Raw genomic sequence first — 15133 nt, 5'->3', positions numbered from 1 at the left:
ACGTGCGACTGCTAGCCCTCGTCCTCTTCGCCATAGCCGCCTGCGCCGCCGAAAATGAGGCGGACGCGGAGGTTTCCGTCTTGGTAGCCGAAGAGACCATCCGTGTGGCGACCTTCAATGTCAGCCTCTACCGCGACGAGCCGGGGGCGCTGCTGGCTGACCTCGAAGCCGGTAGCAAGCAGATCGAGGCCGTCCGCGAGATCATCCGTGTGGTAGAGCCGGACGTCCTGGTGCTGAACGAGTTCGACTATGAGGAGAGCGGTGAGGCGCTGGCGCTGTTCGCCGAGCAGCTAGACCTCGGCTACGAGCACCGCCTGGCCTTGCCATCGAACACTGGTGCGGCGAGCGGCGTCGATCTCGACGGAGACGGCCGCGCCGACCATGAGCCCGGCAGCCGCGAGTACGGCAATGACAGCTTCGGCTACGGCACCCATCCGGGCCAGTACGGCATCGCGGTGCTGTCCCGTCTGCCCGTGGACGAAGATGCCGTTCGGACCTTCCGTATGCTGCGGTGGAAGGATATGCCGGGCAACCTTCTGCCTGCTGGCTTCTACAGCGAGGAGGCGGCGGATGTCCTTCGGCTTTCGTCCAAGACCCACGCCGTGGTGCCAGTCCAGGCTAAGGGGAGCGTCCTGAACCTGGTCCTCGCACACCCCACCCCGCCGGGCTTCGATGGCGATGAGGACCGCAACGGCCGCCGCAACTATGACGAGGTCAGGCTGCTAAGCGATATCGTGGCGGGTGCGGACTATCTCATGGATGATCAAGGCAGGCGAGGCGGTCTGGAAAGAGGCGCGTTCTTCCTGATCGCGGGCGACCTCAACGCAGACCCCTCCGACGGCGATGTGGTCGCGGGACGGAGCGAGCGGGCCATCGAGCAGCTCCTAGGCCATCCCCTCATCCAGGACCCCCAGCCGAAAAGCGCGGGCGGGGCCGACGCAGCCAGGCGGCAGGGCGGCACCAACGAGCGGCACCAGGGCGACCCAGCGCTCGACACAGGCGACTTCAACGACCGCTACGCCGGTAATTTGCGCATCGACTATGTGCTGCCGTCGGCCAACCTCCATGTGGTGGATGCAGGTGTGTTTTGGCCAGCCGAGAACGAGCCGCTCTACCGGCTGACGGGGCCTGGCTACCCGCCGGTGAGCTCGGACCACCGCCTCGTCTGGGTCGATATCGCGCTGCCCTAGGCTATCTGCTAGGCTGAGAGGGTTCCGTTCCGGGCGTGTTCGTTCGGCCATGAGCAGGATAGCGCATCTCTCCGACCTCCACTTCGGCAGCACCGACCCCGCCCAGCTTGAAGCGCTGGCAGGCATTCTGGCGAGCGACGGGATCGAGGCGATCGTCGTCAGCGGCGACATCACCCAGTCCGGGCGCAAGCACGAGTTCGCGGACGCCGCCCGCTGGTTCGAGGCCCTCGACATGGACGTGATGGTGGTCCCCGGCAACCACGATACCCCCGTCTACAACCTCGCCTCACGCTTCCTCAAACCGTGGAGCCGCTATGAGCGGATCGCGGGTTTTGCCGAGGAGCCCATCGAGGAGCGGGACAGCTTCGTCTTTGCCGGGCTGAACAGCGCCCGCCGCATCCGCCCCTCCCTCGACTGGTCGACGGGGAAGCTGTCCCGGCGTCAGCTCGACGCCATCGGCGCCGCCTATGCCGAGGCGGAGGGGCGACTGCGCATCTGCAGCTTCCATCATCCGATCCTAGGCTTCGAGGACGGCGGCAGCGCGGGCCGCGCCGTTCTTCCGAAGGCGGACGAGGTGATGAGGACGCTGACCGATGCCAAGGTCGATGTCGTCATGACCGGGCATGTGCACAAGGCCCGCATCACCGTGGTGGAGGAGGACGGCTGGTCCTTCATTCTCAGCCAAGCGGGCACGGCGGTCTCCACCAGGCTGCGCGGCGAGGCGGCTAGCTACAACGTCCTGACCCAGGAGGGCGAAGACCGCCTGCGCCTCTCGACCCACCGCTGGGGGGAGGGGGGCTTCGCCAAGGAGGTGGCCCACCGTTTCGAGCGCACAAAGGCGGGATGGCAGGAGGTCAGTTCGTGAGCGACTATCTCGTTCTCATCAACTCCAAGTCCGGCCGTGCCAAGGAGCTCGGTGCCGAGGCCATCGAGGCCGATCTTCGCCCGGCATTTGCTTCCCACGGCGACGCCCGGTTTCTTAGCGGTGCGTTCACGGAGCTTGCCGAGGCGGCCCAGGGTTTCGGCGGCAAGGCGGTGGTGACCGTGGGCGGCGACGGCACGATCGGCGGTATCGCTGGTGTCCTGCAGAAGCGCCAGCAGGCACCCATGCTCATCCCGCTACCCTACGGCACCGCCAACCTCGTGCCGCTGGACCTCGACATGCCGCTCGACGCCGATGTGGCGCTGAAGCGCTCGCTCGCCGCCCCGCCCCGCAAGATCGACCTGGTACGGATGGGTGAGCGCGCCATGCTGCACAGTGCCCTCTTCGGCACCTTCGCCGAGATGGCCGAGGACCGCGAGGAGCTTCGACATGCACCCACTTTCGGTGATGCCTTGGGTGCCGCCACCACCATGATCGAGCACTTCCTCAGTGCCCAAAGCGACGCCTACCGCTTCACCCTGGACGGCGAGGTGATCGAGACGGAGACGAGCGCCGTCTTCATCGTCAACGGTCCGGTCTGGGCGGGCAAAGGGGTGGCGCCGCGGCGCAACAAACTGGATGGCGGCAAGCTGATCGTCTACGTCTCGCAGCAGCGCGGGCTTCTGGGGCTGATGCAGCACATTCTCGACGGGCTGACCGTAGGCTTGGAAGGGAGTGACGACCTGCAGCGCTACGAGGCCGACGAGGTGCTGGTCGAGCCCATGGGCAAGGAGCTGCACTACACGCTGGATGGTGAGCCCGGCACCTCGCGCGAGGCGATCTCCTTCACCATCCACCCCCGCTGCCTGACGGTGCCCGACTTGCGCAAGGCAGAGGTGGCGCAAGGGGAGCAGGCGGGCTAACTGGCGGTCAGGAACGATCCGAAGGAGCCTCCCATGCCCAGAACGCTAGCCTTTTTGCGCCACGGCCAGTCCCAGTGGAACCTCGAGAACCGCTTCACCGGCTGGGTCGACGTGCCCCTCACCGAGAAGGGCGAGGCGGAGGCCAAGAAGGCCGGCGAGCTTCTCAAAGCGAGCGGCGTCCAGTTCGACGGCTGCTTCACCTCGATGCTGACCAGGGCCATCCGTACCTTGAACATTGCGCTCGATGCCATGGAGGAACCCTGGCTGCCGGTCATCAAGGACTGGCGCCTGAACGAGCGCCACTATGGCGGGCTGACGGGCCTCAACAAGCAAGAGACCCGCGATAAGCACGGCGACGAGCAGGTGCATATCTGGCGCCGGAGCTACGACACCCCGCCGCCGGTCTTGGAGGACAGCTCACCCTTTCCGTCCCTCGGTGACCGCCGCTATACCGGCATCGACGTTCCGAAGACGGAGAGCCTGAAGCTGACCCTCGACCGGACCGAGCCCTACTGGAACGAAGCCATCGCCCCCGCCCTTCGTCAGGGCCAGGACTTTATCATCGCGGCCCACGGCAACTCGCTGCGGGCGCTGGTCAAGGTGCTGTTCCAAGTGGCCGATGACGACATCAACAAGGTGGAGATTCCGACGGGCAACCCGCTTCTGATCGAGCTGGACGAGACCCTGAAGCCGACTTCTGCGCGCTACCTCGACGCCGAACGGGCGACCGAGCTGCCGCCGTTGCCGAGATAGGGGTGGCCTCGCCAGCGCTCCCCGACGAGGCTCTCCTTCACGAGGAGAAGGTGGAGGCTTCGGGTCTGAAGCTGCATCTTCGCCTATGGGGTAACCGGACGAAACCGCTGCTGCTTCTGCAGCACGGCGGCAAGGATCACGGGCGGAGCTGGGACTGGACGGTCGCGGCCTTCCTCGACCGGTACTGCGTCGCGGTGCCGGACCTGCGCGGGCACGGCGACAGCGACTGGGCCGCAGGCGGGGGCTATGACGGCTTTGACATGGCTACCGACATGGCCTTTATGGTCGAGCATCTGGTGGGTCTGGGGTTCGAGGCGCCGTTCGACTTCATCGGTCACTCGCTAGGCGGAAACATCGTCCTCAACTACGCGGCAGCCCAGCCGCACCGTGTGCGGAAGGTCGTCTCCATCGAAGGCCTCGGTTTCAGTCAGAAAAGCTATGACGAACTGGTCGGCAAACCCACTGCACGGCGGATGGGCGAGACCATGGAACGGCGGCTGAAACTCGCCGGTAGGGGGCCGAGGGTTTTCAAGGATAAAGAGGACGCAGTGAAGCGGCTGGCGAGCCTCCACCAGCAGCTCAGCCCCGAACAAGCGCGGCACCTAGCGCTTCATGCGCTGCGCGAGACCGAAGGCGGCTACCGCTGGAAGCACGACCCGCAGCTCGGGTTTATGCCGCTGCGGCCCATTCCGCCTGCGGAGTATGCCGACGTGCACGAAGCCATCGAAGCGCCGGTTCTTCTTCTCTACGGCTCGGATAGCTGGGCGTCGGACCCTTCGAAAGACGGACGACTGAAACCTTTCAGGAACGCCGAGTTCGAGCTGTTCGAAGGCGCGGGCCACTGGCTTCACCACGACCAGTATGATCGGTTCATCGAACGAGTACAGAGTTTCCTGGGGGATAGCGTATGACGCCGCTGACCAAAGCCAAAGTCAAACTAGTGATCGCTGTGGTCATCGACCTGATCGACTTCACCGCGGGGAGGGTGATCGGATTCGGCACCGCCTTCGATGTGGTTTCCACCGCCTTCGCCGTGGCGCTGTTCGGCTGGAAGGGCCTGATCCAGGCTTGGGAAGTGGTGGAGGTCACCGACCAGATCGACGGCTTCGTCCCCACACTGACGCTTCTCGCCCTGGCCGAGCTGCGCGCTGCGCGGAAGGCGGTAAAAGAGGATGAGGGCGAGGTGATCGAGGGGACGGCAAAGGAAGTGTAGTAGGGCACGTCATCCCGGACTTGATCCGGGATCCATAGCCTAGCCTCTGGCACCAAACCACCGTTGTTCGGAATTGCTAGTAGCCGCTCCATGGGTCCCGGATAAGCCTACGGCTTTCCGGGACGACGGCGGTAGCTGTGTATCGAGTAGATACTAGGGCCTCGAGAGGCGCCTACAAGTTCCTAGCCACGATCTCCTTCATGATCTCCGTAGACCCCCCATAGATGCGCTGTACGCGGGCGTCGGCGAAGAGGCGGGCAATGGGGGCCTCCCACATGAAGCCGTAGCCGCCGTGGAGCTGGAGGGCCGTGTCGGCGACCTCGCTTAGGGTCTCGGATGTCCAGGCCTTGGCCATGGCGGCGGTGTCGGGCTGGAGGCGGCCTGCTACCTCCTCCTCGATGCACTTGTCGACGAAGACCTGGGCGATCTGCGCCTTGGTTTTGAGGTCGGCAAGCTTGAAGCGAGCGTCCTGGAACGCGGCGATGGGTTTGCCGAAGGCGGTGCGGCCTTGCGTGTACTCCTTGGCCAGACGAAACGCCTCGGTCATGGAGGCAGCACAGCCGATGGCGATGATGAGCCGCTCCCAGGCCAGCTCGTTCATCAGCATGGGGAAGGCGCCGTTCTCCATGCCGAGAAGATTCTCCTTCGGCACACGGACATCGTCGAAGGTGAGCTGACAGGTATCCTGGGCTCTGAGGCCAAGCTTCTTGAAAGGCTTGTCCTTGTGGAAACCTTCGCTGTCCGCATCGACCAGAAGAAGCGACATGCCCTTGGCGCCGCCGCCCCGGCTGGTCTTGGCGACGACGATGGCGAAGTCACAGAGATAGCCGTTGGTGATGTAGGTCTTCGCGCCGTTGAGGACGAAGTGGTCGCCATCTTCCTCCGCCCGCGTCGTGATAGCTTGGAGGTCCGAGCCCGTCCCAGGCTCGGTCATGGCGATGGCGCCGATGATCTCGCCGCGCGCCATGGCAGGGAGGTAGCGCTGCTTCTGCTCCTCCGAGCCGTAGTGGGCGATATAAGGTGCGGCAATGTCCGAGTGCAGAGAAAAGCCGATGCCCGATGCGCCGAACCGGTGCTGTTCCTCGATCAGAACCGCGCTGGTTCGGCGGTCCACGCCCGAGCCGCCGTAAGCTTCCGGCATCGTGGCGCAGAGAAGGCCCATCTCGCCGGCCTTCCGCCAGACCTCCCGGTCCACATGGCCGCGCTCCTCCCAATCATCGTGGCGCGGCATGACCTCCTCCTCGAAGAAGCGGCGCACGGTTTCGCGGAAGAGCTCGTGCTCCTCCTCATAGACATCGCGCTTCAGCATGGGTTTCCTCCCTTTATCCTTTGCCGAGAATTGCGAAGGAAGCGGGGAGGGGTGTCAAGCCTTCGCGCCGGGCGTGCGAGAGCCGAGAATCTCCTCGTTGTGCTCGCCCTGTCGCGGTGCGGGCTGCCCCGGTCTTGCGCGCTTACCATCGACGACGATGGGGGAGGCCACATGGCGGATCGCTCCGTCCTCATGGTCGTGCACGTCGTAGAAGACGCGTCGCTCCTCCAGATGCGGATCGTTCAACGCTTCGCTGAGGGTGAGGACAGGCGTAACGCAAGCCTCCAAACCCTCCAGGAGGGCTCTCCACTCATCGAAAGTCCGGGAGCGGAAGAGCAGTTCGGTTTGATGGTGGGTGGAGCCTTCGCCCCTCGTCATGTCGCGGCCCTTGTCCGCAAGGTCCTGCCTTCCGGCCGCCTCGCAGAAGGCCCGCCAGAACTTGCCCTCGAGCGCCCCCATGGCGATCTGTCGGCCGTCCTTCGTCTCGTAGTAGCGGTAGCAGGGCAGGAGGCCCGTCAGCATGTCGCCGCCGGGGGGAGGGGTCTCGCCGCCGCGAAGCTGCATGGTGGCAAGGGGCATGACCGCCGCGGCGAGGGCGGCTTCGGCCAGGCTGATGTCGAGGGTCGCGCCCTCGCCCGTCCGCTCACGGCGGAACAGCGCCATGGCGATGGAGGAAAGCGCCGTCAGCGACCCGCCGGCGATGTCGGCGATCTGAAAATTGGGAGAGCCGATCTCACCGCCTGCCGCACGAGGGAGCTGATCGGCGATACCGGTGAGGGCCAGCATGTTGTTGTCATGGGCAGGCTGGCTCCTATACGGACCCGTCTGTCCGTAGGCGGTCATGGAGCAGACGATCAGGTCTGGCTTCGCCTCGCGCAGGACCGCCGATCCCAGCCCCAGCCTGTCCATCACGCCGGGCCGGAAACTCTCGACCAGAACATCCGCCGCTTCGACCAAACGAAGGAGCGCCGCCCGCCCCTCCGGCTCGCGAAGATCGAGGGTCACGGACTTCTTCTGACGGTTCAGAAGGTGGAAGAGGTGCGACATCGACACCCCCATCGCCATCTCCGAGCGCGCATAATCACCCGCGCCCTCATCCTCGACCTTGATGACCTCCGCCCCCTGATCGGCCATGTACAAGGTGCAGAGCGGCCCCGGCAAAAGCCGTGTGAGGTCGAGAACGCGGATGCCTTGAAGGAGGTTGGTCATAGGGTCTGTTCGCATATCCTGTACGAGGCTATCAACTTCCCCGCCGGACCCCGTCATGCAGTCACGCGAAGGATCTGGGAAGCTGCTGGACACCCGTCCAGAAACGCGAGCCGGCTGGCGGGACGATCGGGCGCAACGAGGAACCAGGAGCCTCGCGGCTGCGGCAGCGGCAAGGGGCGAGAAGTCGGGGAAAGTTCATGAAGGGTAGGACGTGACAGGCGGGCAGGACCATCCGGAGCGCCCGCAAACGCTGCGCCGGTTGTGGCGGACGATCCCGGAACCTGTCCGTCATGCAGTCTGGCAGGCCCTCGGTCCTCAGCTTCGCGACTACCGTGCCTACCGCCTCCTCGCGCGGCCGTCGCCTGTTTTCCCGGACCTTGCTCATGCACCGCTCGTGATCGTTGGGCTTTTCCGAACCGCGAACGGTATCGGAGAGGCCGCCAGGCTGACCTACCATGCGCTCAAGGCCGCGGGACTGAACCCGCTGGCGGTGGACGTGTCGGAGGTCTTGTCATCGGTCGATCTGGAGCCGGATATTCCCCTGTCCTCGATGCCCTCACAGGAGGAGGGCGTGATGATCATCCAGCTCAACGCGCCCGAGACCGCCACCGCTCTTCATCACCTTGGCTTCAACAAAGGCAGGCGGTGGTACACGATCGGCTACTGGGCTTGGGAGCTGCCTTGCTTTCCGAAGGGGTGGCAACGGGCACACCGGTTTCTGTCCGAAGTCTGGGCGATCAGTTCCTACACGGCGAGCTCGCTGATGACGCATCCGGACATGGGTGCCGTTCCCGCAGTCAATCACGCCATCGCCGCTCCACCGGCGGCGGATCCCATGCGGGAACGCTTTGGTTTGCCGCCCGGCGCGCTCGTGACCCTGACCATGGCGGACTCGCTCTCCTCCTTCACGAGGAAGAACCCGTTCGGTGCGATCGAGGCGCACCGGGCCGCGTTCGGCGACAGCGACGAGCATGTCCTCATCGTCAAGACCCGAAACTTGTCCCAGAACCCGAAGGCGGAAGCGGACCTGCGATCGGCTGTGAGCGGATCAGGGAACATCCTGATACTCGACGAAGCACTGACCAGTGAGGACCGTTGGGGGCTGATGGCTTCGTGCGACATCTTTCTCTCTCTTCACCGGGCCGAAGGGTTCGGTTTGACCATCGCGGAGGCCATGCTTCTGGGCAAAGCGTGCGTGGTCACGGACTGGTCGGGCAGCCGCGACTTCGCGGGCGAGGGCACCGCTGCCCTTGTGCCTTATGAACTCATCCCCGTATCCGATCCCTATGGCGTCTACACCGCACCAGGTCAGCTATGGGCCGAGCCCTCACCAAGCGAGGCGGCAGCAGCGCTGAAGAAGCTTTCAGAGCATCCGCATGAGCGTCAGCAGCTTGGACGGCGTTCGAAAGAGGCTGTGCAGCAGCGCCTTAGTCCGAAAACGGTAGGCGCCTGCATGCAGGCCCTACTCTTTGCTCGGCGGTTGGAGACCGTGAAGCAAGGCAAGACCATATTTTGGAAGCGAGATCGGAACGGAAAGCCAAACTGAGTACGGCCAAGGCCGCTAAGCGGCTAGTTCGGGGACCTGCAATCAAGGCCCTCTCAGGACGTCTCCGCCGCCTCGCCGATAAGAGACCGGTGTGCCTTTTCATTCCGCTTGTGGCTGGCAGGGTAGTAGTAGGCTTCCTTCTGAGTGCGCGAGAGGGTTCGGTGCTCGTTATGGCCCTTATAGGTGCCCCAGAACTGGTTGAAGCGAAACAGTAGTATCTCCCCCGCAACGCTCGCAAAGCACCGCTCTTTCAGTGCCTCACCCCAGTCATGGAAAACAGCCGCAGTAAAATAGCGGCAGAAATCCCGGAACGTCACCTGGACCTCCGGCATGATCTCCCGAAGGGTCAGCGCCTCGCGGTAGTAGCGCCGCCTCGTCTGCTTCAACGTCTCTTCATGGATGTGGACCACAGGCGCATCGGCGATATAGGCGATCCGGCCCCCATCAGCCTTGAGCGCTTTTCCAAGGACCATATCCTCCAGCCCCGTTGCCTTCTCGCAGAACCGATAACGCTCCCAAACCGACGTTCGTATCGCCGAGTTTGCATTGTTGACGAAGAAATCGCCCTGGTCCGGTTTGTCGTGTTCGGTAAAGTACTTAGCGAATATCTGTTTCTCGGAAAAACGGCTGACTTCGTGCCCTACCTGCTTGCCGTAGGTATAGTCGGCTTTGTCCGCCAGAAGCGGCTCCGTGAGGTTGACCAACCACCGGGGGTGAGCGGGGATGCAATGGGCTGAGATGAAGACGAGGACCTCGCCCGTGGCCGCCTCGCAGCCCCAGTTCAGCGAGCGGCCGAAGGTGAAGTCCTGCTTCTTGATATGGACGATGCGGCAGCCAAAACGCTCGGCGATCTCGAGCGTACCATCGGTCGAGCCAGAGTCGACCAAGATGATTTCCGTTTCAATATCGCTGCCGGAAAGGTCCTGGTCACGACACGCTTGAAGCGCGTCCGCAAACCACTTCTCCTCGTTGAGCGCCCGAAAGACGATGCTGACGCTACGCTTCTCATGCCCCATGGAAGTCCTCTACCGATCTGGTTCTATGGGGGGCTTCTCGCACAAACGCGTTACCTTGAGAAGTGGAGCCAGTAGCGGAGGCGTTACAATAGGGTCAGTTGCTTTGCGGGTTTCTAGGATCATCACGCAGCCGTTCAATTCGCCTCCTTGGGTAGCCCGAAGCGAGGATGATAGGCTTCTGGACAGGACTGTAGTCAACGGATGCCCGCGTCGATCTGGAACGCTCGCATTGCTGGCAAACGCGGGCTTCCCATTTCGATGGCAAGGTGGTTGAAGCCTGCAATCAGGTCCAGTCTAGGATCGTAGCAGTTTGCCGCCCGCAAGCGGCGTGAGGAACGTTGATGCAAGTTTGTTTCTACCCAGCATTTGAGAATTCCGATAAGCTTACGGATCATTTTTATAGACTGCATTGGTACCTTGCTCCGTTTGCTGAAAAGATCGCCAGTATCGTCCTCCCGGTTGTAACCGATGCTGTCACAGTCGGTGAGGTACCAACCTACCTGGACGAGCAACTTAGGCTGCTAAACGGAACGTTACCGGTCAGGCAAATGGAGCTGTCTACCAGTGATCTGGAGCAAGAGTTGGAGAGAGCCGACCTCGTGCTTCTGTGGCGAACGGATGACGCTAGTGCGAACGGTATTCCCACCGAACTGAAGGGAAAGTCTGTTATCCGTGTTGACCACGACAACGTCCAGAACGCAGGGTCGTTTTATCTGAAGTTCGCTGAGTGGTTCCCAGATCGTCAGCAAGAGTCTCTAGAACGATCGAAAACTGCCCTCGACACCATCAGCCGAGAGTTAACTTCCTCTAAAGGTTATATTTTCGGCACGGGGCCTGGGCTAGGTCTGATGTCCGACCACGACTTCTCGGACGGCGTAGCCATAGCTTGCAACAGTATGGTGCGAAACAAACCGCTTCTGCAGCGGATGAAGCCTCCGCTTGTTGTAGTAGGTGATCCAATATTCCATGCGGGTCCTTCCTCGTACGCCGCTGCGTTCCGCGCGAGTCTTGTAGAAGTGCTTGATGAGTATAGTGCGTATCTCATGGTGCCAATGCGCGACTTTCATATTTATGAGTATCATCTCCCGGAACGTTTCATAACCAAGATCATCGGGATGCCGTTCAAAAAAGGCGAGGAGCCCCAACTCGACCTACTCTCGAACCACGTGGTTACAACTACCAGTAACATCCTTACGCTGTTTCTTCTTCCGCTTGCCACAACCTTTTTCGATGAAATCGCCATTGCTGGTTGCGACGGGCGTCCCGTTTCCTCAGACGACTATTTTTGGAGCCACGACACAGCGAGTCAATTTAATGACCAAATGCCAGTCATTCGACAGGCTCATCCGGCATTCTTCGCCATTGACTATAACGACTATTACCTTCGTCATTGCGAGACATTAGAGACTTGGCTCTCCGCCGCTGAAGAAAAAGGTCATCGAATTGTCAATATGACGCCTTCATTTATCTCCGCGCTTCAAAAGCGCAGCGTTCCTTCCGTCAAAAACCCATCTGAGAACGAGCTGGATAATCAGGCAAGACCGTTAGTCTCAATCATCGTGCCTGCGTTCAATGCAGAACAGTTTCTACAGCAGATGGTGTTATCGATCCGACATCAGGACATGTCGAGCTGGGAACTAGTCATTGTTAACAATAACTCGACTGATACGACAGAAGACTTGGCGCTAGAGTGGTCGGGTCGTGATCCGCGCATTCGTGTAGTGAGTGAACCTGCTGCTGGTGTTTCTCACGCTCGAAACAGAGGGCTTGCTGAAGCAACTGGCCGTTTTATAACTTTTCTAGATGCTGACGACGAAATGGATCGTGGCTCGCTCCGCGCACGGGCGCAAAAGCTTTTGGACAACCCTGATATTGAACTCGTCCACAGTCGGCTTAGGCGTACCGACGAGTACGGAAGAAGTCTTGGACTACATAATGGTGCTGGACGCGATATAACGTTCAAAGACATGTATGGGAACGCTGCGCAAATCACCACGTTGATGGGGCGCGCCGAACTCATGTCTCAATTTAGGTTTCCGACGAACCTCGCCAATGGTGAGGACTGGATGTATCTTGCAGAAATATTACGAACCGGGGTAAAGTCTTATTATGTTCCAGAAGGAACCTGTACATATCGAGTTCATAGCGCGTCTAACACATATCAGAGTATTCTAAGGCATGAAAAGAATCTTATTCCGGCAATCGACTACGTTTATTCGAGAGATGGGCGACCTCAGATTGCTGACGAGTTTAGGGAGGGCCTGAATGAACCGCCTCGCGACCAAATACTTTATGGCCGTTTAGAGGGCCCTTTGATTTGGTCGATTCTTGGTCGCAGCGAGACTGATTTCGATACGATTATGGCGGAACAAGCTTTCGTCGACTATATGCGAAAGAAAAGTGTTGCTGCATGCGCGCACCTCGTCGAGCGGATTGCGGTTCGCATATTCCGCATTCCAACTACGGACATTAAACTATCAGCAAAAATTGATCGCGAGGAAATTGCGGCGTTCATGCGTCAAGCTAATCTCGGCGGGCGTCTACCTCAGCTTGCTGAAGCGGTTGAACAAACCTTGTATATTACCCCGTCGCTAGACGAGGTCGACCTGCCGCGTACTAGGCAATTGAGGAAGCTCAGTGAGGGCCGCCGCATGCTGATTATTGGCAACGGGCCATCGACGAGAGAGCTTGCCGCTATCGGTTTTGATAGGCTTCCAGCCGACATGGACACGTTCGGAATGGGTATTGCCTACCGGTATTTCTCGCGTATTAATTGGTGGCCCACTTACTATGCGTGTGCCGACAGCAAAGTCGTTCATTCGCACAGAGACCGGTTGAAAACGATCATTGAAAGCGAGCAAGTCTCTACTCGCCAGTTTTTCTTCTCACGCCCTCTTACCGATCATCCTCGGTTGACTGAGATACCTCACAGCTCGACAGGGGACTTTTGTTTCGAGAAAGCAGTGGAGCTGGGATACAAGCATATATATTTGATTGGTGTAGAGGGAAGCTATGTAGAAGAGATTGCTGAATCGAGACCTCTTACTGAATCCGAGTTCAAGGAGCTCGGCTATGAAGATATCAACCTTGCCCCAAATCTAAGGAAACTTCTTATTATTGAGAATTCGCCAAACTTCAATCCTAATTATTTCTTTGACGATTACCAAAGGAAAGGAGATGTTTACTCTCTTCCTCAAGCGAAGGGTCACAGATACGCTTGGAAGGAGAAAGCGAAGGCTGCGAAGGTTGCTGAGGTAAGTGTCTTTAATTTAAGTCCACACTCTCTCATAACCCAGTTCCCGAAAATGCGCCTCCAATCTCTTCTGGATATGAAGCCCAGCAATTGGAGTTCTAGCCAGGAGAACTACGCGCTAACACCTGCTGTGCAGGATCCAAAACCGAAGGTGCGTCCCGCAGCGGTAGTGCAAACAAAACCTCCAACTGCATCTGCTCCGGTACCTGAGCAGAAAGTAGCAAGTGGTGAAGAAAAACGGTCACAGGCTGGCGCCCCGGAGAAGCGCCCCTTCTATGCCCCTTTCGGTGACTGGTTGCAGAAACGCTCGCCGCGGAGTTTTGGGCTTTTGCGGTTAGGTAGGAAAGGCTTAGCCGGGGGATGGCGTCGGCGTACTTGGGTTGTCCCCGCGATCGTCCTGGCACTGCTTCCAGCTTTGGTCGGGGCGTTTGCTTTGGAGAGGGTGGGGCCAGTGCCAACCAGTTGGGGCGCACCCCTTATCGGACTATCCGTACTTCTCGTATTCTGTTTCGGCCTGTTCTACTTAGCTCTGCGGACTTACGTAGGGCTAAGTGCTCTTACGGGCGAAGCCGTCGCCGGACGCGCCCGCATGGATGATGTGCTGGCAAGATTGCAAGATCTGACGAACCGCCAAGAACAACAACTGGCTTACCGGCGCGAGTCCGAGCGAACCTTCTCCAAACTGACAAAGCGGATCGATCAGGTCGAAAAGTTCGCAAGAGAGGTGCACCAATCAGCCGAGGAGAAGATCGCTCGCTTGGATCAGCAAATTTGCTCGGACCGCGAACGGATCAACGGTGTGGAGACCCGCCTCTCCTCCGTGGACCAAGTGCTTCGACAGCAATTGGCTAAGGTCAAAAAGCTCGCCGAAGAGAGCACGGCGCTCAGTAAGGAGCTTTCCGATGCGGCGCAGCAGGTTGCAGAAGCAACAGCGCAAGCTTTGAGCTCAAACACGATCGCTCGTCGGGTGGAAGAAGCTGCAAACGCTCTTTCTCAAGCGCAAGCTAACCATGACAGTAAGATTGACACGCTGCAGAAGGCATCGGAAGAAGCAATCAAAGAATTCCGCAAGTTTCAGACAACGTCGATTGGAACCGATCTCGCGGTGGTCGCTAGGTCTCTACGACCTATGTGGCTAGGGGGTTCAGGCCTCGATCGGCGAGAATTCGAGGTCGAGAAGGAGCACGGCCATATCCTTCTGATGGATGCGCTCATCGACCTCGAGCGCCGCTCACCGGGAACCCTCTCTGGCAGAAGCTTGATCGAAATCGGTATGACCCGCGAACTCTGGCAAGGTCAGCGATCCACCCAGAAACTGAGCCTCTTCGCAGCACTTTTGGACCTGCATTACATCGGCGTCGATATGGATACGAAGAACGTTGCCGCCGCAAAGGATATACTCCCGTATCTCAACCCGGCCGCGCAGGTTTTCGTCAGTAAAGGCGAGGACTTCCTTAAGCTTCATACGGGCAGCATCGATTTTGTCTATCTCGATGCCTACGATTTTGACCACGGCAAGCACTCCGACCAGCGTCAGGACAGCTATGAGAGGAATCTAGGCGCAAGAATCAGCGATGAAGACTGCTGGAAAATGCATCTATCTTGTGCGAAGACGCTGACGAAGCGGCTCGCACCTGACGGGATCGTTGCTTTAGATGATACTTGGGTCGATCTCGACGGTGCGTATCACGGCAAGGGTAAGCTCGCCGTACCGTACATGTTAGACAACTCATTCCAGATCATCGCGCAAACCGAAATGACGGTGTGTCTGAGCAGGTCTCAGCAGTACGAAAGCGATACGAAGCCTGCCTGATCGCTAGAGCGTTTTGATGTCATTCCGTCTTGTAGCCAGCGGCGGA

Annotated in this window: 11 protein-coding genes; 8 read left to right on the top strand and 3 right to left on the bottom strand. The window is 60.0% G+C overall.

Annotation, left to right across the window (positions count from 1 at the left end):
* Positions 1–2 precede the first annotated feature (2 nt).
* Genes NOG11_RS08290 through NOG11_RS08265 form a run of 6 tightly spaced genes read left to right on the top strand, consistent with a single transcriptional unit; the run spans position 3 to position 4941 of the window.
* Positions 3–1190, top strand: coding sequence for an endonuclease/exonuclease/phosphatase family protein (locus tag NOG11_RS08290; RefSeq protein WP_256619277.1), 1188 nt, complete (start codon positions 3–5; stop codon positions 1188–1190).
* 49 nt (positions 1191–1239) lie between these two features.
* The gene (locus NOG11_RS08285; RefSeq protein WP_256619276.1) at positions 1240–2055 is read left to right on the top strand and encodes a metallophosphoesterase family protein; all 816 of its coding nucleotides are present in this window, start codon (positions 1240–1242) and stop codon (positions 2053–2055) included.
* Positions 2052–2975: a diacylglycerol/lipid kinase family protein gene (locus tag NOG11_RS08280; RefSeq protein WP_256619275.1), complete on the top strand. Its 924-nt coding sequence runs from the start codon at positions 2052–2054 to the stop codon at positions 2973–2975. Before NOG11_RS08285 ends, NOG11_RS08280 begins: the two co-directional genes overlap by 4 nt.
* 33 nt (positions 2976–3008) lie before the next feature.
* Positions 3009–3728, top strand: coding sequence for a 2,3-diphosphoglycerate-dependent phosphoglycerate mutase (gene gpmA, locus NOG11_RS08275; protein WP_256619274.1), 720 nt, complete (start codon positions 3009–3011; stop codon positions 3726–3728).
* A gap of 2 nt (positions 3729–3730) precedes the next feature.
* A complete protein-coding gene (locus NOG11_RS08270) occupies positions 3731–4639 on the top strand; it encodes an alpha/beta fold hydrolase (protein WP_256619273.1) in 909 nt (302 codons plus the stop codon).
* Complete coding sequence (locus NOG11_RS08265; protein WP_256619272.1) at positions 4636–4941, top strand: hypothetical protein; 306 nt, start codon at positions 4636–4638, stop codon at positions 4939–4941. The genes NOG11_RS08270 and NOG11_RS08265 overlap by 4 nt, the downstream gene beginning before the upstream one ends.
* Before the next feature lie 172 nt (positions 4942–5113).
* Here NOG11_RS08265 and NOG11_RS08260 read toward each other — a convergent pair whose 3' ends face one another.
* Together NOG11_RS08260 and NOG11_RS08255 are read right to left on the bottom strand one after the other, a co-directional pair.
* The gene (locus NOG11_RS08260; protein ID WP_256619271.1) at positions 5114–6250 is read right to left on the bottom strand and encodes an acyl-CoA dehydrogenase family protein; all 1137 of its coding nucleotides are present in this window, start codon (positions 6248–6250) and stop codon (positions 5114–5116) included.
* A 54-nt stretch (positions 6251–6304) separates the two neighbouring features.
* Complete coding sequence (locus NOG11_RS08255; protein ID WP_256619270.1) at positions 6305–7459, bottom strand: CaiB/BaiF CoA transferase family protein; 1155 nt, start codon at positions 7457–7459, stop codon at positions 6305–6307.
* Positions 7460–7670: 211 nt separating this feature from the next.
* Between NOG11_RS08255 and NOG11_RS15165 the strand changes: the two genes are divergently transcribed.
* On the top strand, positions 7671–9005 hold the full coding sequence (locus NOG11_RS15165; protein WP_256619269.1) for a glycosyltransferase family 4 protein: 1335 nt from the start codon (positions 7671–7673) through the stop codon (positions 9003–9005).
* A gap of 53 nt (positions 9006–9058) precedes the next feature.
* Here NOG11_RS15165 and NOG11_RS08245 read toward each other — a convergent pair whose 3' ends face one another.
* Complete coding sequence (locus NOG11_RS08245) at positions 9059–10021, bottom strand: glycosyltransferase family 2 protein (protein ID WP_256619268.1); 963 nt, start codon at positions 10019–10021, stop codon at positions 9059–9061.
* Between the two features lie 341 nt (positions 10022–10362).
* Between NOG11_RS08245 and NOG11_RS08240 the strand changes: the two genes are divergently transcribed.
* Positions 10363–15087: a glycosyltransferase gene (locus NOG11_RS08240; RefSeq protein ID WP_256619267.1), complete on the top strand. Its 4725-nt coding sequence runs from the start codon at positions 10363–10365 to the stop codon at positions 15085–15087.
* Positions 15088–15133: the final 46 nt, after the last annotated feature.

Source organism: Parvularcula maris (assembly GCF_024505085.1).
GTDB lineage: Bacteria > Pseudomonadota > Alphaproteobacteria > Caulobacterales > Parvularculaceae > Parvularcula > Parvularcula maris.
The sequence above is the reverse complement of the archived record's forward strand: the minus strand, read 5'-3'. Positions and strand labels throughout refer to the sequence as shown.

Coding starts and splice junctions, on each gene's coding strand:
- NOG11_RS08245 (WP_256619268.1), bottom strand. CDS start 10,021: ATGGGGCATGAGAAGCGTAGCGTCAGCATCGTCTTTCGGGCGCTCAAC.
- NOG11_RS08240 (WP_256619267.1), top strand. CDS start 10,363: ATGCAAGTTTGTTTCTACCCAGCATTTGAGAATTCCGATAAGCTTACG.
- NOG11_RS08260 (WP_256619271.1), bottom strand. CDS start 6,250: ATGCTGAAGCGCGATGTCTATGAGGAGGAGCACGAGCTCTTCCGCGAA.
- gpmA (WP_256619274.1), top strand. CDS start 3,009: ATGCCCAGAACGCTAGCCTTTTTGCGCCACGGCCAGTCCCAGTGGAAC.
- NOG11_RS08285 (WP_256619276.1), top strand. CDS start 1,240: ATGAGCAGGATAGCGCATCTCTCCGACCTCCACTTCGGCAGCACCGAC.
- NOG11_RS08255 (WP_256619270.1), bottom strand. CDS start 7,459: ATGACCAACCTCCTTCAAGGCATCCGCGTTCTCGACCTCACACGGCTT.
- NOG11_RS08265 (WP_256619272.1), top strand. CDS start 4,636: ATGACGCCGCTGACCAAAGCCAAAGTCAAACTAGTGATCGCTGTGGTC.